This is a genomic window from Mycobacterium sp. (genome assembly GCF_032159565.1).
Taxonomy (GTDB): Bacteria; Actinomycetota; Actinomycetes; order Mycobacteriales; family Mycobacteriaceae; genus Mycobacterium.
The window spans coordinates 1-20,468 of the sequence record NZ_JAVHWR010000163.1 but is presented as its reverse complement, the minus strand read 5'-3'; the positions used below and the strand labels follow the sequence as shown (position 1 = coordinate 20,468).

At 67.2% G+C, this 20,468-nt stretch carries 19 protein-coding genes; 15 read left to right on the top strand and 4 right to left on the bottom strand.

Annotation, left to right across the window (positions count from 1 at the left end):
- From QOC76_RS21915 to QOC76_RS21900, 4 genes are all read left to right on the top strand, one after another.
- Positions 1–702: amino acid permease (locus QOC76_RS21915; protein WP_526360328.1), on the top strand; the 702-nt coding region annotated here is incomplete at its 5' end.
- Between the two features lies 1 nt (position 703).
- On the top strand, positions 704–2,251 hold the full coding sequence (locus tag QOC76_RS21910) for a GMC family oxidoreductase (protein ID WP_526360326.1): 1,548 nt from the start codon (positions 704–706) through the stop codon (positions 2,249–2,251).
- Positions 2,252–2,375: 124 nt separating this feature from the next.
- On the top strand, positions 2,376–4,148 hold the full coding sequence (locus QOC76_RS21905; RefSeq protein ID WP_526360330.1) for a putative nucleotidyltransferase substrate binding domain-containing protein: 1,773 nt from the start codon (positions 2,376–2,378) through the stop codon (positions 4,146–4,148).
- An 11-nt stretch (positions 4,149–4,159) separates the two neighbouring features.
- A complete protein-coding gene (locus QOC76_RS21900; RefSeq protein WP_526360324.1) occupies positions 4,160–4,960 on the top strand; it encodes an IclR family transcriptional regulator in 801 nt (266 codons plus the stop codon).
- Between the two features lie 40 nt (positions 4,961–5,000).
- On the opposite strand, the gene QOC76_RS21895 is transcribed toward QOC76_RS21900, so the two are convergent.
- Positions 5,001–6,593 carry an alpha/beta hydrolase gene (locus QOC76_RS21895; protein WP_526360322.1) on the bottom strand — a complete coding sequence of 531 codons (1,593 nt, stop codon included), beginning with the start codon at positions 6,591–6,593 and terminating at the stop codon, positions 5,001–5,003.
- Positions 6,590–6,868: a DUF7162 family protein gene (locus QOC76_RS21890; protein ID WP_526360320.1), complete on the bottom strand. Its 279-nt coding sequence runs from the start codon at positions 6,866–6,868 to the stop codon at positions 6,590–6,592. The genes QOC76_RS21895 and QOC76_RS21890 overlap by 4 nt, the downstream gene beginning before the upstream one ends.
- A 160-nt stretch (positions 6,869–7,028) precedes the next feature.
- Here QOC76_RS21890 and pafA point away from each other — a divergent pair, with 160 nt between their 5' ends.
- Positions 7,029–8,387, top strand: coding sequence for a Pup--protein ligase (gene pafA / locus QOC76_RS21885; RefSeq protein WP_526360318.1), 1,359 nt, complete (start codon positions 7,029–7,031; stop codon positions 8,385–8,387).
- Here the strand turns inward: pafA and QOC76_RS21880 are convergent.
- The gene (locus QOC76_RS21880; protein WP_526360316.1) at positions 8,380–8,973 is read right to left on the bottom strand and encodes a class I SAM-dependent DNA methyltransferase; all 594 of its coding nucleotides are present in this window, start codon (positions 8,971–8,973) and stop codon (positions 8,380–8,382) included. The genes pafA and QOC76_RS21880 overlap by 8 nt on opposite strands.
- 91 nt (positions 8,974–9,064) lie before the next feature.
- On the opposite strand from QOC76_RS21880, the gene QOC76_RS21875 reads away from it, so the two are divergent.
- The 8 genes from QOC76_RS21875 (at position 9,065) to QOC76_RS21840 (ending at position 17,910) form a co-directional block, all read left to right on the top strand.
- Positions 9,065–9,685: a TetR/AcrR family transcriptional regulator gene (locus QOC76_RS21875; RefSeq protein WP_526360314.1), complete on the top strand. Its 621-nt coding sequence runs from the start codon at positions 9,065–9,067 to the stop codon at positions 9,683–9,685.
- Entirely contained in the window at positions 9,685–11,061 is a 1,377-nt protein-coding gene (locus QOC76_RS21870; protein ID WP_526360312.1) for a phenylacetate--CoA ligase family protein, read from the top strand. Before QOC76_RS21875 ends, QOC76_RS21870 begins: the two co-directional genes overlap by 1 nt.
- A 32-nt stretch (positions 11,062–11,093) precedes the next feature.
- Positions 11,094–12,086, top strand: a complete 993-nt coding sequence (locus tag QOC76_RS21865; RefSeq protein WP_526360310.1) for a helix-turn-helix transcriptional regulator — start codon at positions 11,094–11,096, stop codon at positions 12,084–12,086.
- Entirely contained in the window at positions 12,083–13,054 is a 972-nt protein-coding gene (locus QOC76_RS21860) for a helix-turn-helix transcriptional regulator (RefSeq protein WP_526360308.1), read from the top strand. Before QOC76_RS21865 ends, QOC76_RS21860 begins: the two co-directional genes overlap by 4 nt.
- 30 nt (positions 13,055–13,084) lie before the next feature.
- The gene (gene tatA / locus QOC76_RS21855) at positions 13,085–13,357 is read left to right on the top strand and encodes a Sec-independent protein translocase subunit TatA (protein ID WP_526360306.1); all 273 of its coding nucleotides are present in this window, start codon (positions 13,085–13,087) and stop codon (positions 13,355–13,357) included.
- A gap of 70 nt (positions 13,358–13,427) precedes the next feature.
- Positions 13,428–14,378: a twin-arginine translocase subunit TatC gene (tatC, locus tag QOC76_RS21850; RefSeq protein ID WP_526360304.1), complete on the top strand. Its 951-nt coding sequence runs from the start codon at positions 13,428–13,430 to the stop codon at positions 14,376–14,378.
- Positions 14,362–17,139, top strand: coding sequence for a DEAD/DEAH box helicase (locus QOC76_RS21845; protein ID WP_526360302.1), 2,778 nt, complete (start codon positions 14,362–14,364; stop codon positions 17,137–17,139). Before tatC ends, QOC76_RS21845 begins: the two co-directional genes overlap by 17 nt.
- Positions 17,140–17,178: 39 nt before the next feature.
- The gene (locus QOC76_RS21840; RefSeq protein WP_526360300.1) at positions 17,179–17,910 is read left to right on the top strand and encodes a DUF4333 domain-containing protein; all 732 of its coding nucleotides are present in this window, start codon (positions 17,179–17,181) and stop codon (positions 17,908–17,910) included.
- Between the two features lie 7 nt (positions 17,911–17,917).
- Here QOC76_RS21840 and QOC76_RS21835 read toward each other — a convergent pair whose 3' ends face one another.
- Positions 17,918–18,877 carry a 5'-3' exonuclease gene (locus QOC76_RS21835; protein WP_526360298.1) on the bottom strand — a complete coding sequence of 320 codons (960 nt, stop codon included), beginning with the start codon at positions 18,875–18,877 and terminating at the stop codon, positions 17,918–17,920.
- Positions 18,878–18,900: 23 nt separating this feature from the next.
- Between QOC76_RS21835 and QOC76_RS21830 the strand changes: the two genes are divergently transcribed.
- Positions 18,901–19,296, top strand: coding sequence for a VOC family protein (locus QOC76_RS21830; RefSeq protein ID WP_526360296.1), 396 nt, complete (start codon positions 18,901–18,903; stop codon positions 19,294–19,296).
- Between the two features lie 10 nt (positions 19,297–19,306).
- A complete protein-coding gene (locus QOC76_RS21825; RefSeq protein WP_526360294.1) occupies positions 19,307–20,449 on the top strand; it encodes a M24 family metallopeptidase in 1,143 nt (380 codons plus the stop codon).
- The last annotated feature ends 19 nt before the right edge of the window (positions 20,450–20,468 follow it).

The following is a 20,468-nucleotide window of genomic DNA, read 5'->3' as shown; positions in this document are numbered from 1 at the left end:
GCGCCGAACCTGCAGGACCCGCAGATCGGCGAGAGCAGCGGCGGCCTGCAGTACATCGTCGAGCAGGTGATGTGGGGCCCGCTCGGCAAGATCTTCCTGATCTGCATCGTGGTGGCCGTAACGGTCTGCACGCTTGCGGTGCATACGGCCGCGATTCGGCTGTCGTTCGCGATGGCCCGCGACAACGCTCTTCCGTTCGGCGAGAAGCTCGCCCGGGTGAACCCGAAGACACAGACACCGATCATCCCGGCAGTCGTCATCGGTCTGATCGCGGCGATCATCCTGGTGATCAACATCGGCCAGCCCAAGATCTTCACGGTGCTGACCTCGATCGCGATCATCATGATCTACCTCGCCTACCTGATGGTGACGGGGCCGATGCTGAAGAAGCGCCTGCAAGGGCAATGGCCGCCGAAGGATCTCAAGGAGGGCGGCTACTTCACGATGGGTCGCTGGGGGCTTCCGGTCAACATCTTCGCGGTGGCCTGGGGCGCCCTGATGGCGCTGAATCTGGCGTGGCCGCGCGCCGATGTGTACGGCGAACCCTGGTACAACACCTGGGGCGCGTTCGTCTACATCGGTGTGATCCTCGGATCCGGTCTGCTCTGGTATTTCATCAAGGGCCGCCACCACATCGGCACGCTGGAGTCGCATGCCGCGGCGACGGTGGCCGAAGCCGAGAAGCCGCTCGAGCAGGCCTGACATGGCTGAGGATGCATCTCCTCACGGCCGGGACGCCGGCACCTTCGACTATGTGATCGCCGGTGGCGGCACCGCGGGCTGTGCGCTGGCCGCCCGGCTCTCGGAGGATCCGGACGTCACGGTGTGCCTGCTCGAGGCTGGCCCCTCCGACGTCGGCGACGACAACATCCTGAGGTTGTCGGAGTGGATGCATCTGCTGGATTCGGGTTACGACTGGGACTATCCGGTCGAGCCGCAGGAGCGGGGCAACTCCTTCATGCGGCACGCGCGCGGAAAGGTGCTGGGCGGCTGCTCATCACACAACTCGTGCATCGCGTTCCTGCCGCCCGCGGAATGCCTGGACGAGTGGGTGACCATGGGGGCCGACGGCTGGAGCGCCGCCGAAGTCCTGCCGCTGACCGAGCGGTTGAAGGAAACGGTGTTGCTCCGCGATGTGCCTCCTGACGACCCCTGCGGCACAGCGGTCCTGGAGGCGGCTGCGATGGTGGGCATGCCGACGGTCGCCTTCAATCGAGGGCAGACCGTCCGCAACGGCGCGGGGTGGTTCCAGATCAACGCGGCCGAGGACGGCACCAGGATGTCCAGCTCGCACGCGTATTTGCATCCCATCCTGGCGTCAAGGCGCAATCTCGAGGTGCGCACCGGTTGCTGGGTGGCCGAGATCGTCTTCGACGACGCACGTTCGGCCACCGGTGTCCGCTATCAGCGGCCGGACCTGACGGGCCATGACACTGTCTCGGCGCGGCGTGAGGTCGTCGTCACCGCGGGCGCGATCGACACGCCGAAGTTGTTGATGCTCTCGGGAATCGGCCCGAGCGTGCACCTGCGAGAGATCGGCATCGACGTTCGGGTCGACTCGCCGGGCGTTGGGTCGAACCTCGATGACCACGTGGAAGGGCTGGTGTTCTGGGAGGCGTCGAAGCCGATGGTGACGACGTCGACGCAGTGGTGGGAGATCGGGTTGTTCACCACCGTCGATGACGGCCGCAGCCAGGCCGACCTGATGATGCACTACGGAAGCGTGCCGTTCGACATGAACACGCTTCGGCGTGGCTATCCCACCACCGACAACGGATTCTGCTTGACGCCCAACGTGACTCAGGGCCGGTCGAGGGGCACAGTGCGTTTGCGCAGCCGCGACTTCCGCGACCGGCCCCGGGTTGATCCGCGCTACTTCACCGATCCCGAGGGGTATGACGACCGGATCATGCTGACGGGTGTCCGGCTGGCCCGCAGAATCGCCGAACAGGCGCCGCTGGCTGCATGGGTGGGTCGCGAGCTCGCACCAGGCCCCGATGCGACAACGGACGACGAAATGCTCGACTACATCCACCAGTGCCACAACACCGTGTATCACCCGGCGGCGACGGCGCGGATGGGCTCGCTCAGTGACCCGATGGCGGTGCTCGACCCGCAACTGCGGGTCAAGGGTACCCACCGGCTGCGGGTGGTCGACGCGTCCGCGATGCCGAAGCTGCCGTCGGTGAACCCCAACATCACGGTGATGACGATGGCGGAGAAGTGTGCCGAGCTCATCCGGCAGTGCTGATTTCGAGGCTCGCCTCGGTGCTGAATTCGAGGCTCGCCCCGGTGCTGAATTCGGGGCTCGCCCCGGTGCTGATTTCGAGGTCCGCCTCGAAACATTCCTGGGCGAGCACACACCGTTCCAGGCGATGTCCGACGACGAACTCGGCGATCTGGCGGCCGGCTCGGAGTTGGTCGAGTTCCCGGCAGGTGCCGTCGTCGCCGACTACGCAACACGGGTTCCCGGCGACGTCTGGATGGTCCGCAGCGGTCAGGTGACACTGCAGGCGAGCGCCGACGGCACCACGATCGACACCGTCGAGCCCGGCGGCATCTTCGGCTACACACCGCTACTCACCGGTGGCGGAATGGAATTCGTGGCGCGGGCCGCGCAGGCGAGCGTGCTGATCCGGCTGCCGGGTGCGCCGGTTCGCGCGCAGTTCGCCAAGCCGGCGGGCCTGGCGTTCCTGGCGTCGACGGCGTGGAACGTCAGCCGCGCGGACCGCCCGACGATCGCGCCGACGACCGACAGCAGGCCGGTCGGCGAAATGGTGCACGGTGACGTGCTTCTTGTCGAACCCGATGTCTCGGTGCGCGACGCGGTGTGCCGGATGGCCGAGCGCCACGTGTCCTACGCGCTGATCCGGCTCTCCGACGGGGACATGGGCATTTTCACCGACCGCGACCTGCGGACCAGGGTGGTCGCTGCCGGTGTCTCGATCGACGCGCCGATCACCGACGTGATGAGTGCGCCTGCGCGGCGCGTCACCGCGGACCTGACCGCCGAGACGGTGCTGATGGACATGCTGGAGTGCGGCATGAAGCACATGCCGGTCGTGACGTCGCGCGGTGAGATCGTCGGCGTCCTCGAAGACGCCGACCTGTTGGCCGCATCGGCCCGGCAGAGCTTCAGCCTGCGTCGCTCCATCGGATTGGCCACCGACGCAACCGAATTGCAGCACGTCGGACAGCGAGTCACCGGGGTGGCCGCCGACCTGTTCCGCAACGGCACCAAGGCGTCCGCCACCAGCGCGATCCTGTCGGTGGTCCTCGACAGCCTGGTGCGCAGGGCGCTGGAACTGGCGCTGGCGGAGGCCGGTGCCGAGATCGACGGATTCGCGTGGCTGACGCTCGGCAGCGTCGCCCGCCGCGAGGCAATGCCGTCATCCGATGTGGACAGCGCGTTGTCGTGGCGCGACGACATGTCGCCTGCCAGTGATCGATTGCGTGCGATCGCCGTCCGCACACACGAGATTCTCGACGGCTGTGGTCTGCCCTCCGATCGCAACGGCGCGGTCGCATACGAGCCGCTCTTCTCGCATTCGCAGTCGGAGTGGCACGCGGCCGCGGAAGGCTGGCTTGGCGATCCGCTGCGCGGTCAGGGTCTGATGATGTCGTCGCTGCTCATCGACGGGCGGGTGGTCTGGGGAGATCCGGCGCTGCACACCGTTCCCGCCGCCTATCGTTCGATGCGTGACGAACACTCCGACGCCCTGCGGCTGCAGCGGCTCGACGCGCTGGCCGCCCGGGTCAAGACCCGATCGCTGCGTGATGTGCTGTCGCGGCGCGGTGGCACATTCGACCTCAAGCACCACGCGATAACGCCGATCGTGAACCTTGCGCGCTGGGGTGGGCTGAGCGCAGGCGTCGGCTCCGCGTCGACGCCTGCCCGGCTCAGCGCGGCAGCACAGGAGGGTGCGATCAGCGACCGCGACGCCGAAACGCTGTGCGACGTCTTCGTGATGCTGCAGCGGCTGCGGCTGGCTCATCAGGTCGCCCAGACCGCCGCCGGTCACACGCCCGGCGACGTGATCACCATGTCCGAGCTTTCACCGCTGAACCGCAGCCTGCTCAACGACGGGCTGCGCGAGATCGTCGGTGTGCAGCGACGGGTACGCAACGTCGGAATCCCGCCCGGATAGGGTGGCGACCCATGGCGGATGTGGAGCGCAAGCCCACTGGAAAGACAGAGGCGGCAGTTCAATCCGTTGACCGCGCGCTGTTGGTGCTCGAGATCTTGGCGACACTGGGCCACGCCGGCGTCACCGAGATCGCCGCCGAACTGGGGGTGCACAAGTCAACCGTGTCGCGGCTGATCGCCGTTCTGGAGTCCCGTGGCTACGTCGAGCAGGCAACGGAGCGCGGCAAGTATCGGCTCGGTTTCACGATTTCCCGGCTGGCGAGGGCCAGCAGCGGTCACCTCGATCTGGTGAAGCTGAGCCAGGACGTATGCGACATGCTTGCACCGGAGGTGGGGGAGACGACCAACCTCGCGATCCTGGACGAGGACCGCATCGTCAACATCGTGGAGACGATCGGTCCCGAGCAAATCAGCCTCCGGACCTGGGTCGGTCAGAGCTGCCCGGCGCACGCGACATCGAGCGGCAAGGTACTGCTCGCCGGGCTCGACGCCCAGGATCTCCGTGGCAGGCTCGCCGCGACGCTGGAATCGTTCACCGCCAACACCGTCGTGACGCTAGCGGATCTCGAGCGTGAGCTCGCCGGAGTGCGTGAGCGCGGTTGGGCCAGCGTCGTCGAGGAGCTCGAAGTCGGCCTGAACGCCGTATCCGCTCCGATCTACGATGCCGGTTCGAATGTCATTGCCGCGCTGAGCGTCTCGGGTCCAGCCTACCGTCTCAGCCCGGACCGATTCCCGGAGATAGCCAAACAGACGACAGCCGCCGCCGAAGTGATCAGCCGGCGCCTCGGCTGGGTCCATCGCGATCGGGGATGAGCGGCCAACTCGCGCGGGAACAGCGGATCGTGTTGCGTCACTAGGACACCGCCCTGTGCAGGGCCGGGGAATCGCCTGTGATCACCGCCAGGATGTTGCGCCAGGAGTCCGACGGCGCGTTGACGATGTCGGTGTGCGCCAGCGGGCCCGCCATCGGCCTGCCGTCGTCGTAATCGCCTGCGCTGAGATGGATCACGCCGGGCATGTCGTCGGGGTCGGCGCCGTGCGGGCCGGTCGGACTGCCCTGCACCACTTCGATGAAGTCGCCGGGGGCCGTCATCGAGAATCTGAGCACGTCGGGGTTGCGGTTGTGCCAGTCGGATGGCTCGTCGACGCCGACACCGGTGCCGGCGGCCGCGAGATACAGCGTGCGATCGGCCGTCAGCCCGAAGACCTCTGCGGTGCCCATGATGGACCCGCCGTAGGAGTGGCCGATGTAGGTGACGGGGATGTGGCGGCCGGTGGCGTCGACAGTGCGGTCGACGTCCTCGCTGAACGCCACCAGACGCGGGGCCATCTCCAGGGCATAGCGCGGGTCCGCAGCGTCGACGACGCCGGCCGCGATGGTGTCACCGCCTGGAAACGGCCCGCCGAGGTAGGTGATGGCCGCGACCTCGCCACGGGTGGCGGACACGAAGCGCCTGGCTGTCTTCGTGTTGGCGGCCGAGTCCTCGATGGTGGTGTTCATTCCCGGAACCATGACGGCGACGCTCTTGGCGGCGGCCAGGTCTCCGTTGAGTTCGATCAGCGACGCCCGATCCGGGTCGAACGCGAGGATCTGGCGATCTACCCGGCGTCCGCTGCGTGCGGGGTCGTCGACCTCCGTGAGCAGGCCTTGGTAAAACGCGACACGGCCCTGCGATCCCGGCCTCTTCTCGCGGCGTTCGTCGGCGATCGCCTGCGCGATGTTGGTCCGGTTGGCCGCGACGCGCATATCCCAAGGCACGCCGTCGGTGTTGCCGACCTGCTTGGGGAAATCGTCGACAAGGCGCTGGCGCTGTTCGGGTGTCATCGCGGCGATCTGATTCGCGATCCGGTCCTGGCCGATCGCCGACCAGCCTGCGACGAGGTCGGCCGGCAGCACGGGCCAGGCCCCGGCGGGGACGGTGTCGGCCTTCGATGCCAGGACCGGGTTCAGCGCCTCGGTGATGTCGAGTGCGGTGTCTGCGTCGGCCGCACCCAACCGGTCGAGCGCAGCCACGATCCGGCCGCTGAGCACATCGGCCGTCACCCGCGCGCTGCCGCCGGTCAACGTCACCAGCAGGGTCGATGTGCCGCCCCCGGTGACGACTCCGTCGTCGGCGACCCCGAATCCCTCGGCGCGCGCGCCGGCCACCGAGCTCAGCACGTCGTCTCGCGCCGAACTCATCTGCGCGGCGCCGTCACGCGCGGCGACGGCTGCCGCGATCAGGCACCGGGTCGCCAGTGCACCGCCGGAGGCGATTGTGCCGCCGTGACCGCGGGCCGCCTCAGCGGCCGACCCCCTCCAGAAGTCGTGGGTTCCGTCGATGCCGCGCACGACGGCGTCGATGCGGGACTGCACATCGGTTGCGGCTGCGTCCCATTCGTCGGCGGCCGTGCGCAGCGCCTCGGGATTCCACGCCTCGGCCTGTGCGACCGTCGGCCGGGTCATCGGCGAGGGAAGCGCTCGGCACTACCGCGGTCGGCCCGCTCGAAGGCATCGGCCGCCATCCGCGCCGCCACCGCCCACCCGCGCATGTTCGCGATGACGTCGGCGAGCTTCGCCGCGATCAGATCAGGCGCGGGAACATTGCCGACGGCCGAGCCTTTCAGCTCGTCGGCCGGCACTGCGGGCCAGTGCAATTCGGCGATCCCGTCCGCTGCTTCCGTGACGTGCGCAGCGACGGCGCGCAGCGCATCGAGATCGACTTCGGTGTTTCCCCCCATGCCTCATGCTGGCAGATCACCGCGCTGCGGCGCTGACGTTATCCACAGGCGTCTCCGTGCGCCGCGGATCCTCGGGACCCCGGCGGCCTCTGTAGACAATGGGGTGCTAACGGCGCGGCTGATGCGCCGCGATTCGAAACCACCCCGTAAGCTCGATGAGGTGCAGCGGCGGATCATGGGCATCGAGACCGAATTCGGTGTGACCTGCACGTTTCATGGGCATCGACGGCTGAGCCCTGACGAGGTCGCACGCTATCTGTTTAGACGCGTGGTGTCGTGGGGGCGTAGCTCCAATGTCTTTCTGCGCAACGGCGCACGGTTGTACCTGGACGTCGGCAGCCACCCGGAGTACGCGACCGCCGAGTGCGACAGCCTCGTGCAACTGGTCACCCACGACCGCGCAGGCGAGCGCGTCCTGGAGGACCTGCTGATCGACGCCGAGCAGCGGCTGGCCGACGAGGGCATCGGCGGCGACATCTACCTGTTCAAGAACAACACCGACTCGGCCGGCAACTCATACGGCTGCCACGAGAACTACCTGATCGTGCGGGCGGGCGAGTTCTCCCGCATCTCCGATGTGTTGCTGCCGTTCCTGGTGACCCGCCAGCTGATCTGCGGCGCAGGCAAGGTGCTGCAGACCCCGAAGGCCGCCACCTTCTGCCTGAGCCAGCGCGCCGAGCACATCTGGGAGGGTGTGTCGTCGGCTACCACCCGCAGCCGCCCGATCATCAACACCCGCGACGAACCGCACGCCGACGCCGAGAAATACCGGCGCCTTCACGTCATCGTCGGCGACTCCAACATGAGCGAGACCACCACCATGCTCAAGGTGGGCACGGCCGCGCTGGTGCTCGAGATGATCGAGTCCGGCGTGGCGTTCCGCGACTTCTCCCTCGACAACCCGATCCGGGCGATCCGCGAGGTCAGCCACGACCTGACCGGCCGGCGGCCCGTGCGGCTGGCTGGCGGCCGTCAGGCCAGCGCCCTGGACATCCAGCGCGAGTACCATTCGCGAGCCGTCGAGCACCTGCAGACCCGCGAGCCGAACCCGCAGATCGAGCAGGTCGTCGACCTGTGGGGACGCCAGCTCGACGCCGTCGAGAGCCAGGACTTCGCGAAGGTAGACACCGAGATCGACTGGGTGATCAAACGCAAGCTGTTCCAGCGCTACCAGGACCGCTACAACATGGAGCTGTCCGACCCGAAGATCAGCCAGCTCGACCTGGCCTACCACGACATCAAGCGGGGCAGGGGCGTCTTCGACCTGCTGCAGCGCAAGGGTCTGGCCACCCGGCTCACCACCGACGAGGAGATCGAGGATGCGGTGAACACTCCACCGCAGACCACACGGGCCAAATTGCGCGGTGAGTTCATCAGCGCCGCACAGGAAGCCGGCCGCGACTTCACCGTCGACTGGGTGCACCTCAAGCTCAACGACCAGGCTCAGCGCACCGTGTTGTGCAAGGACCCGTTCCGCTCGGTCGACGAGCGGGTCAAGCGCCTCATCGCGTCTATGTGAGCGACCTCGCGTGTGTGGAAACGGCGTAGTCGTCTCCTGAGAACGGTTCGCGGTCCCAAGTCGACCAGCGGTGCACGAGTTCAAGACCGGCCGCGGCGGCGTATTCGTCATAGCGCGCCACCGTCAGTCGCCCCGTGTTGAGCTGGAAACCCGAAACCAGCAGGCCGTCCTGCGCCATGCGGTTGGCGAGTTGGCCGACGACGGCGCGTTCAGTGCCCGGGGTCAGAAAGATCATCACGTTGCCTGCAGCCACCACGATGTCGAACTCGGTGTCGACGGCCGTGTCCGCATCGACGAGATCGGCGTGTACCCACTTCAGTTCGGGTGCCTTCGCGCGGGCGGTGTCCAGCATCGCGGCATCGGAATCGACGCCGACCACGGAGAACCCACGGTTCGCCAATTCGATTGCCACCCGGCCGGTACCGCACCCCGCGTCCAGCACTCGGGTGCCACCCGAGTCCTGCAGCAGCTTCTCAACGAGATCGGCCTCGCCGTGGACGCTCTTGCCCGCGGCAGCCCGCTTGGCCCAGCGGGCGTCGTAGTCGTCGCCCCGAGGCAGGGAGGTGTCCTGCCAGCGAGTGCCCACAACTCACCCTAAAGCTCGCGCGAACCGGAGTACTGAGGCGACACTTCACATAGCGTTGACATTCAAATAACAACATTATCTAATTTCCTACATGGCGAGACTACGCAGAGTCGAACAGGTCGCCCGCAACCGCGACCTTGTCCTCGCTGCCGCCCGACGGGTGTTCCTCGAACGCGGTTACGGCGGCGCAAGCGTGGACGCGATCGCCGAGAAGGCCGGCTTCTCGGTCGGCGTGGTCTATTCGCAGTTCGGCAGCAAGGCGGATCTGTTCTTCGCGCTGCTCGAGCGCCGGATCGAGGATCGGGCGGCGGAGAACGATCGAATCGCGGAGGAGTTCGCGGGCGCCGACGGTGTGCGTGCACTGCTGCGCGCAGGACAGCAAGACACGGCTGCGGAACCCGGCTGGCCCTATCTGCTGGCGGAGTTCCGTGCGATCGCGATGCGGGACGCCGATCTCAGTGAGCGGTATGCCCGCGCGCATTCGCGAACACTGGACGGAATTGCATCGGCCTTCGAAAAGCTCTACGAACCAATCGGTCTCAAGCCGCCGGTGCCAGTTCGCTCGATCGCCGAGTTCGTGCAGGCGGGTGCCGTCGGCACCGCCTTGGAACGTGCGGCGAACCCAGACGCGCTTCCCGAGGAGGACGCCGAGCGACTTTTGTTGCGGGCGCTCGGACTGGAGTCGCGGGCGCTCGGACTGGAGGAGAAGTGATGAGTTCCTGCGACTGGGACGTGTTCCGCGCCGACGTCCAGGGGCGGATCGTCGCCGGTGCGGCGGATCAGTTCGCCCGGATGACATGGAGCGCCGAACGAATCGCGGCCGCACAGCGCGAGGGGCTGCAGACGCTGCTACGGCATGCGTTCGATCGGTCTCCGTTCCATCGCAGGAGATTGGCGGGCATCGACATCGAGGGCATCGACGCGGCCGATCTGTCTGTGCTGCCGGTGATGACGAAGACCGAGATGATGGACGGCCTCGACGAGGTGTTCACCGACCGCGGGCTCAACTATGGCGCAGTCGAGTCGGCGCTTGCGGCCACCGGTACTGAACCGGTCCCGATAATGGACAACTACATCGCGCTGGCCTCGGGTGGCTGTTCCGGTCAGCGCGGAATATTCGTCCTCGACCGGGCTGCGGTTGCCAATTTTGTCGCATCATTGGCCCGCCAGCCGGGGCGGACCCAACCATTCTCCGGTGCGCCGGGTGAGCAGCCATCGATGGCACTCGTCGCGTCGCCGTCGGCTGTGCACGCCACGGGCATGCTGGCAGCTCTGACACGCGATGGCATGACACCTGTGCGGTCTCATCTGGTGCCTGCGACGCAGCCACTTAGCGAGATCGTGGAACGGCTCAACGGATTACGGCCCACGGTTCTGGCGGGATATGCCTCAATGCTTGTTCGGCTTGGCGCGGAAGCTTTGGCTGGTCGCCTTCGGATCACTCCCGTGACGGTGAGCTCGACCAGCGAGACGTTGCTGCCAGAGATGCGGGCTGCAATCCGAAGCGCATTCGGTGTGCCTGTTGTGGATGGCTTCGGCTCCACCGAAGGCCTTTTCGGCAAGACGTGTCCCGATGACGACGTGTTCGTGTTCAACAGCGACCTGTGCATCGTGGAGTTGGTCGACGCCGACAACAACCCCGTGGCGCCGGATGCACCGTCGGCAAAAGTGCTTGTCACGAATATGTACAACATGACACAGCCGCTGATCCGTTACGAGCTGACCGACACGTTCATCCGGCAGCCCGATGCCGCCAACTACGGCTATCTCCGTGCGCGCGTCCAAGGGCGAAACGACGACGTGCTCCACTACGGCACCGTCGATGTCCATCCCATCGTGATCAGATCCGTGATGGTGAAGACTCCCGAGGTGATCGATTATCAAGTGCGCCAGACTCGATGCGGTGTCGATGTGTTCGTGGTGACGCCCGACGGATTCCGTCTCGATGGTCTGTCCGATCGGCTGTGCGCGGCACTCGTCGATGGCGGGCTGCGAACGCCCGATGTCACGGTGCGGACGGTCGACCGCCTCGACCGCCACCCGGTTACCGGCAAACTGCGCCGGTTCATCCCGCTCACCACTGCGTAGCGCCACCTCTGGACGCCCTAAGCTGTGAACCCGTGGGTATCTCCAAAGTCGAGCGGCTGATGAATCTCGTCATCGCGCTGCTGTCCACCCGCACCTACATCAGTGCAGAGCGGATCCGTGAGACCGTATACGGCTACTCGGACAGCGCCAGCGACGAGGCGTTCTCGCGGATGTTCGAACGCGACAAGAACGAACTGCGCGACCTGGGCATCCCTCTCGAAACAGGCCGCGTCTCGCAGTTCGACCCCACCGAGGGTTACCGCATCAACCGCGATGCGTACGCGCTGCCCGCTGTCGATTTGACCGCCGACGAAGCGGCCGCCGTCGCCGTGGCCACCCAGCTGTGGGAGTCGCCGGAGCTGATCACCGCCACGCAGGGTGCACTGCTCAAGCTGAGGGCCGCAGGCGTGGACGTCGACGCCGGAGACGCGGGCATCGCCATCACCCCGACGGCGGGAATGCCCGGTATCCGCGGATCCGAAGAAGTGCTGGGAATTTTGTTGTCCGCCATCAATTCCGGTCAGGCCGTGCAGTTCCCGCACCGGCCCGCGCGCAGTGAGCCCTACACGACGCGCACGGTCGAACCCTGGGGTGTGGTCACCGATCGCGGACGCTGGTACCTCGTCGGGCACGACCGTGACCGCAACGCCACCCGAACCTTCCGGCTGTCCCGGATCGGGGCGGATGTGAAGGCCATCGGTCCGGCCGGTGCGGTCACGCCGCCCGACAGGGTGAACCTGCGCGAGATCGTGCACAAGGTGATCGGCGAGACGCCGACCGGAACGCAGGCCAGGGTGTGGGTCGCCGACGGCCGCGCCACCGCGTTGCGCCGGCTCGCACTGGTGGTCGGTCCACGGGAGCTCGACGGCCGCGCCGGCGAGGAGATCAGCATCGACATCGGGATGTCCGACCGACTGGCTCGCGAGATCGCCAGCTACGGCGCCGACGCCGTGGTGCTCGAGCCGCAGGCGCTGCGCGACGAGGTGCTGGAGCGGCTGCGCGCCCAGGCGGAGGTGGGCGTATGAGCCCCGTCTCCGAGCGCCTGGTCCGGCTGCTGAACATGGTGCCGTACTTCCAGGCCAACCCGAGGATCACCCACGCCGAGGCCGCATCGGATCTCGGCGTGACCGAGAAGCAACTGCGTGACGACCTCAACCAGCTGTGGATGTGCGGCCTGCCGGGCTATGGCCCCGGCGACCTGATCGACTTCGAGTTCTCCGGCGACACCATCGAGGTGACCTTCTCGGCGGGCATCGATCACCCCCTGCGGCTGACCTCGCCGGAAGCCACCGGTGTGCTGGTCGCGCTGCGGGCCCTCGTCGACGTGCCGGGGATGGTCGATCCGGAGGCCGCGCGCAGCGCGATCGCGAAGATCGAATCCGCCGCGGGTACGGTCTCCCACGGTGCCGAGGCCGCGGTCGACGAGCCCGCGCCGGTGGAAAGCCAGGCGGCGGCCGCCGTACGCGAGGCGGTGCGGGGCAACCGGGCGCTGTCGATCGAGTATTACTCGGCCTCCCACGACATGCTGACCAGCAGAATTGTCGATCCGATCCGCGTCGTGCTGGTCGCCGAGCACAGCTACCTGGAGGCCTGGTGCCGGTCCGCTGAGGGCGTGCGGCTGTTCCGGTTCGACCGCATCGTCGACGCATCCGTGCTCGACGAGCCGTCGGCGCCGCCCGAGCCCGCGGTGCAAAGCCCGCCGGACACCTCGTTGTTCGACTCGGATCCGGCGCTGCCGTCGGCGACGCTGCTGATCGACCGGTCGGCGTCCTGGATGTTCGACTACTACCCGCTGCAGGTGCTCCGGGAGCTTCCCGGCGGGGCGTGCGAGGCGTCCATGACGTACGCCTCCGACCAGTGGATGGCCCGCTTCGTGCTGGGCTTCGGCTCTGGGGTGCGGGTGTTGGCGCCCGAATTGCTCGCTCAGCGGGTTCGCGAATCGGCTTCGGCTGCTCTTCGTGCGTATGGGGTCGGCGCAGAGGCGGGCGGGTAGACTCGCCTCAGACGTCTGGAGGTAACCAAATTGGGCGGTTTACAACCCTGGCACTGGGTGATCGTTATCGCTGTCTTCGTACTGCTTTTCGGCGCCAAGAAGCTTCCGGATGCGGCCCGTTCGCTCGGTAAGTCGATGCGGATCTTCAAGTCGGAGATCAAGGAGATGCAGTCGGATTCCAAGCCGGAGACCGAAAAGCCTGCGACTCCGATCGCCTCGGAGCGTGTCGAGACACCCGAGGCTCGATCTGATGTCGCCGGCCAGGCGGCTGCGTCCGAGCCCACCGACAAGCGCCCGGCCTGAGCCCACGCCGACCGACCGCGGCAGCAGGCCGCGTCGATTCTCGGTGTTCATAGGTTTATAGGCAGGTTCCGTGCAAACCCCCGGGTTCCTCAAGCGAATGGATCCGCGCCGACGCCGCGCGAAGGTCAATCCGGACGGGACGATGTCGCTCGTCGACCATCTGAGCGAATTGCGCAACCGACTGCTGATCGCCGCGGCCGCGGTCGTGCTGACGACGATCATCGGGTTTTTCTGGTACACGAACACCTTCTTCGGCTTTCACAGCCTCGGTGAGTGGCTTCGCGGGCCGTATTGTTCGCTGCCCGCCTCCGCGCGGGCCACCATTGCGCCCGACGGCGAGTGCCGGCTGTTGGCCACGGCCCCGTTCGACCAGTTCATGCTGCGGCTCAAAGTCGCGTTGACCGCGGGGCTCATCCTCGCCTGCCCGGTCTGGCTGTACCAGGTCTGGGCGTTCATCACCCCTGGCCTGTACCGGAAGGAACGCCGCTTCGCGATGGCGTTCGTGAGCGTTGGCGCACTGCTCTTCGTGACCGGGGCGGTGCTCGCCTACGTCGTGATGGCCAAAGCGCTGCACTTCCTTTTGACCGTCGGCAGCGACGTTCAGGTCACCGCGCTGTCGGGCGAGCAGTACTTCGGCTTCCTGATCAACCTGCTTCTGGTGTTCGGCATCAGTTTCGAGTTCCCGCTGCTGATCATCATGCTGAACCTGGTCGGCGTGCTGACCTATCAGCGCCTCAAGTCGTGGCGGCGCGGGCTGATCTTCGGACTCTTCGTGTTCGCCGCGTTCGCGACGCCAGGATCCGATCCGTTCTCGATGCTGGCGCTGGGCCTGGCGCTGACGGTCTTGCTGGAGGTCGCGATCCAGGTCGCCCGCGTCCACGACAGACGCAAGGCGCGTCGTTTGGCGCTCGAAGACGTTCCCGACGACCGGGCCGCGGCGATCGGCGACGTCGAAACGATCGAACCGCCGACCGCCGCGTCGACCTCGTCACGGCTTGCGATCGATGACGACGCCACTTAGCGGCGAACTCGCCGTCTTCACCGAGCATCTGTCGTTCACGCTCGACGACTTCCAGAAGCGCGCATGCCAGGCGCTCGAAGACGGCCACGGTGTGCTGGTGTGCGCGCCGACCGGCGCGGGCAAGACGGTGGTGGGGGAGTTCGCCGTACACCTGGCGCTCGCCGCGGGCCGAAAGTGCTTCTACACAACGCCGATCAAGGCGCTGAGCAATCAGAAGCACACCGACCTGGTGCGCCGGTACGGCCCTGAGCGAGTCGGCCTGCTGACCGGCGACCAGTCGATCAACGGTGATGCGCCGGTTGTGGTGATGACCACCGAAGTGCTGCGCAACATGTTGTACGCGAATTCGAGCACCCTGCACGGTCTTTCGCACGTCGTGATGGACGAGGTGCATTTCCTCGCCGACCGGATGCGCGGCGCGGTGTGGGAAGAGGTGATCCTGCACCTACCCGAAGAGGTGCGGTTGGTCGGCCTGTCGGCGACGGTCAGCAACGCCGAGGAGTTCGGTGGCTGGATCCAGACGGTGCGCGGCGACACGACGGTCGTCGTCGAAGAACACCGTCCCGTTCCGCTTTGGCAGCACCTCATGGTCGGCAAGCGGCTGTTCGACCTCTTCGACTACCGCTCCGGCGGCACGAAGAAGAACGGCCGCGAGCTGTTGGTAAACCCGGAATTGTTGCGGCACATCGCGCATCGACGCGAAGCCGACCGGCTGACCGATTGGCATTCGGGCGGCCGAGGTGGCCATCGAAGCCGACCGCGAATGTACCGGGGGCCGTCACGGCCCGACGTCGTCGAACTGCTTGAGGACGAAGGCCTGCTGCCCGCCATCACGTTCATCTTCTCCCGGGCCGGCTGTGATGCGGCGGTCAAGCAGTGCCTGCGTTCGTCGTTGAGGCTCACCACCGAGGCTGAACGGGTCCGCATCGCCGAGATCGTCGACCGCCGGTGCGCCGAGCTGTCCGAATCCGATCTCGTCGTGCTGGGCTACCACGAATGGCGCGACGGCCTGTTGCGCGGGCTGGCCGCACACCACGCCGGGATGCTGCCTGTATTCCGCCATACCGTGGAAGAGCTGTTCACGGAGGGTTTGGTCAGGGCCGTATTCGCCACCGAGACATTGGCTCTGGGTATCAACATGCCCGCTCGAACGGTCGTCCTGGAGCGGTTGGTCAAGTTCGACGGAGAGCAGCACGTCCAGCTGACGCCGGGGGAGTACACGCAATTGACCGGCCGTGCGGGCCGTCGCGGCATCGATGTCGAAGGTCACGCGGTTGTGCTGTGGACCCCGGACGTGGACCCCGCGGAAGTAGCCGGCCTCGCTTCGACCCGCACCTTCCCGCTGCGCAGTTCGTTCGCGCCGTCCTACAACATGACCATCAACCTGGTGAACAAGATGGGACCGGCGGAGGCGCACAAGCTGCTGGAACGGTCCTTCGCGCAGTACCAGGCCGACCGTTCGGTGGTCGGGCTGGTGCGCGGCATCGAGCGCGGCGAGCGGATGCTCGACGAGATCGCCGGGGAGCTGAGGGGGCGCGCCGATGAGCGCTCGCGCGAAGAGCAGATGACCGAGCCCCCGATTCTGGAGTATGCGCGGATGCGCGCAACGATCAGCCAACGCGAGAAGGCTCAGTCACGGGCATCGCGGCTGCATCGCAGAAGGGCCACCAACGATGCGCTGTCGTCGTTGCGGCGCGGCGACATCGTCAACATCGTCAACGGGCGGCGGGCCGGGCTGGCGGTCGTGCTCGAGGCGGCTCGCGACGACGACGATCCACGCCCGCTGGTGCTGACCGAAAACCGTTGGGCGGGACGCATTTCCGCGGCGGACTACTCGGGCGCATCGGCAAAGGTGGGTTCGATGACGCTGCCCAAGCGGGTCGAGCACCGCCAGCCGCGGGTCCGTCGCGATCTGGCGTCGGCGCTGCGGTCGGCCACCGACGGGATGGCGATACCCAAGGGCAGGCGAAGCGGCCCACCGCGCGACCACGACGTCGACCCGGAGCTGGCGGGTCTACGCGAGCAGCTGGAGCGCCATCCCGGCCATCGCCTGTCGGACCGCGAGGAGAAGGCCAGACTGGCCGAGCGTTATCTGCGCATCGAACGCGACAACGAGCAGATTAGGCAGAAGGTGGCCGCGGCGACCAACTCGCTGGCCCGGACGTTCGACCGCATCGTCGAGCTGCTCACCGAGCGCGGCTTCATCCGCGAAACCGACGGTGACCTCAGGGTCACCGACGACGGCAAGCTGCTGGCCCGCATCTACAACGAGAGCGATCTGCTGGTGGCCGAGTGCCTCCGGGGCGGCGTCTGGGAGGGTTTGACGCCCGCCGAGCTGGCCGGTGTGCTGTCGGCGGTGCTGTTCGAGTCGCGGGGTGACTCGCCGGCGACCCCGCAGGCCGCCGACATCCCGACCGGAAAGCTGCGTCGTGCACTCGCCGACACCCGCCGGTTCGCCGCCGAACTGCGCGCCGACGAGCAGCGGCACCGGATCTCGCAGAGCCGCGAACCCGACGAGGGCTTCGTCGCCGCCATCTACCGATGGGCCACCACCGGCGACCTGGCCGCCGCGCTCGACGCATCCGACGTCGGCCGCACCGGCTCGCCTCTCTCGGCGGGCGACTTCGTGCGCTGGTGCCGGCAGGTCCTTGATCTTGCCGATCAAGTGCGCAACGCCGCGCCGACACCGCAACTCCGAGCCGCCGCGAAACGCGCCATCGCCGACGTTCGACGCGGCGTCGTCGCTGTTGATGCAGGGTAAGGTGTGGGCCATCGGCACCACCAAGGACGAGGGAGCGAGATGAGCGGACCGCAGGGACCTGACCAGACGCAGCCGTGGCCGGGTCAGGACCAGCCGTCGAGCGACCCGTCCCACCAACCCGCGTGGCAGCAGCCGGCGCCCGGTCAGGACCAGGCGGCATGGCAGCAGCAACCGCCCGCCTACTCGCCGCAGCAGTACCCGCCCTATCAGCAGCCCGGCCAGCAGCCGTATCAACCACCGCAGCAGTACCCGCCGACCGAGCAGTTCGGCCAGCAACCGACTCACGATTACAGCCAGCAGGCCTATCCGCAGTACGGACAGCAGCCCGGCCAGTACGGCCAGCAACCCGGCCAGTACGGTCAGCAGCCGGGCCAGCCGGGCCAGTACGGTCAATACCCCCAGTACGGCTCGACCGAGACGCAGGAGGGTTCCAAGCGTTCACTGGCCGTCGTCGGCGGTGTGATCGGCCTGCTCGCCGCGCTCGTCGTCGCCGTCGTGGCGGTGCTGGGCTTCTGGAAGCCCGGCTTCTTCGTCACCACCAAGCTGGACGTCAGCGCCGCGCAGTCGGGTGTCCAGCAGATCCTGACGGACGAGTCCAACGGCTACGGCGCCAAGAACGTCAAGGACGTCAAGTGCAACAACGGTCAGAGCCCGACGGTGAAGAAGGGCGAGACGTTCGACTGCGAGGTCAGCATCGACGGCACCAAGCGTCAGGTCACCGTCACCTTTCAGGACAACAGCGGCACCTATGAGGTCGGTCGGCCGAAGTAGCTGGATGCTAGTCGCCGGGCAACGCGTCAAGAGCCTTCTGCAGTCGGCCAATTGACGATGTGACGCCGTACTGCTCTGCGAGCTTGACCACCTTGCGCGGGTGCTCGGCGGACAGCGGCAGCGTGTCGGACGACGTCGAGAAATTCACCTTCGCGTCGGTGGCGACCTTGACCACCGGCCCGGCAGCCTCGATGTAGTCGGTGGCGGCCAGCAGCTTCTTCCGGTAGGCCTTCGACATCTTCGATCGCGGATCGTGCGCGGCGGCGAGGATGTCCTCCAGCGAGCCGTGCTGGGCGAGCAGGGTGGCCGCCGTCTTCTCACCGACGCCGGGAACACCGGGCAGTCCGTCGGACGGATCGCCCCGCAGCAGCGCCAGTTCGGCGTAGGCCGGTCCGGCGCGGTTGACCGGGACGCCGTACTTCTCGGCGACCTCTTCGGGTCCCCACTTCGTCGCCTTGGCCAGGCCGCCGCCGAGGTAGAGCACGCGGACCGACACCGGCTCGTCGCGAACCAGCTGAAGCAGGTCGCGGTCACCGCTGACCACGACGACGGAGTCCTTGCGCTCCCGGCCCGCCAGTGTGCCCAGCACGTCGTCGGCCTCGCATTCGGGCGCGCCCGCGGTCGCAATGCCGAACGCGTCCAGTATTTCCATGATCATGTCGACCTGCGGGGTCAGGTCGTCGGGCACCTCTTCGATGTCGGGCTGGCCCACCGGCTCCTCCTCGGCGACTCGGTGCGCCTTATAGGAGGGGATCAGATCCACCCGCCACTGCGGCCGCCAGTCGTCGTCGCGGCACACCACCAGACGCCCGGGTCGTTCGCGCGTGATGACGGTGGCGACGGCGTCGAGGAAGCCGCGTACGGCGTTGACGGGCCTGCCGTCGGGCGCGGTGATCGAGGAGGGCACGCCGAAGAAGGAGCGAAACCACATGCTGGCGCCGTCGAGCAGTAACACGGGAGCTGCCACGGTCACCGACAGTAGCGTGAGGTATGGCCTTCAGCGTGAATCGAATCGACCACGTGGTGTTGAACTGTCGTGACGTCGACGCCACCAGTGACTGGTACGTGCGGGTGCTGGGCATGGGACGCGAGGTGTTCGGCGAAGGGAGGGTGGCGTTGCGGTTCGGGAACCAGAAGATCAACGTGCGGCCGACGGGAGCACCGAATTGGGAGACGGGCGCGGTCGACGCTCCCGGATCGCTCGACCTCTGTTTCATCGCCGAGATGAGCCCCGACGACGTCGGCGCGCACCTGCGGTCCTGCGGCGTGACGATCACCGAGGGCCCCATCGCCAAGACCGGCGCGCTCGGCCCCATGACGTCGCACTACTGCCGCGACCCGGACGGAAACCTGATCGAGGTCGCCAGCTATTCGGCGCCGGATTAGCCTGACTTCCATGACGACCGACCGATTCGGCACCGACGTGTACGCCCAGCGACTCCTAGCCGCAGCGGCGGCGACAGCCGACGCATCGCTGGACGGACTGGTTATCACGCCGGGCTACGACCTGAGGTATCTGATCGGCTCGCGGGCGCAGACGTTCGAGCGGCTGACCGCATTGGTGCTGCCCGCGTCCGGCGAGCCGACGATCGTGGTGCCGCGGCTCGAGCTGGCCTCGCTGAAGGAATCCGCTGCCACCGAACTCGGTATCGCGGTGCGGGACTGGGTGGATGGCGATGACCCGTATCGGGTGGTGGCCGACGCGCTCGCCGGCGCGACCGCGAGTCGGGGGAGCGCTCTCGCCGTCGCTGTCACCGACTCGATGCCCGCGCTGCACCTGCTGCCGCTGGCCGACGTGTTGGGCGTGGTGCCGGTCCTCGCGACCGATGTGCTGCGCCGGCTGCGGATGGTCAAGGACGGCGCGGAGATCGACGCGCTGCGAAAGGCGGGAGCGGCGATCGACCGGGTGCACGCCAGGGTGCCGGAGTTCCTGGTGCCGGGCCGTACGGAGGCCGACGTGGCCGCCGATATCGCCGAAGCCATTGTCGCCGAGGGACATTCGGACGTGGCTTTCATCATCGTCGGATCCGGGCCGCACGGCGCCGACCCGCACCACGAATGCTCCGATCGTGAGCTGAGGGCCGGAGACATCGTCGTCGTCGACATCGGAGGGCCGTACGAACCCGGGTACAACTCCGATTCGACGAGGACATACAGCATCGGGGAGCCGGATCCGGAAGTGGCGCAGCACTATTCGGTGCTGCAGCGTGCGCAACAGGCGGCCGTCGAGGCCGTGCGGCCGGGGATCACCGCGGAACAGGTGGATGCGGTCGCCCGAGATGTGCTGGCCGAGGCCGGTCTCGCCGAGGCGTTCGTGCACCGCACCGGCCACGGCATCGGGCTGTCGGTACACGAGGAGCCCTACATCGTGGCGGGTAACGACCTGCCGTTGGCCGAGGGCATGGCATTCTCCGTCGAGCCGGGCATCTACTTCCCGGGTCAGTGGGGTGCGCGCATCGAGGACATCGTCGTCGTCACCGCCGACGGTGCCGAATCCGTGAACGCGCGCCCTCACGACCTGATCGTGGTGCGAACCTAGCTACCGGCCCGGCGATGTC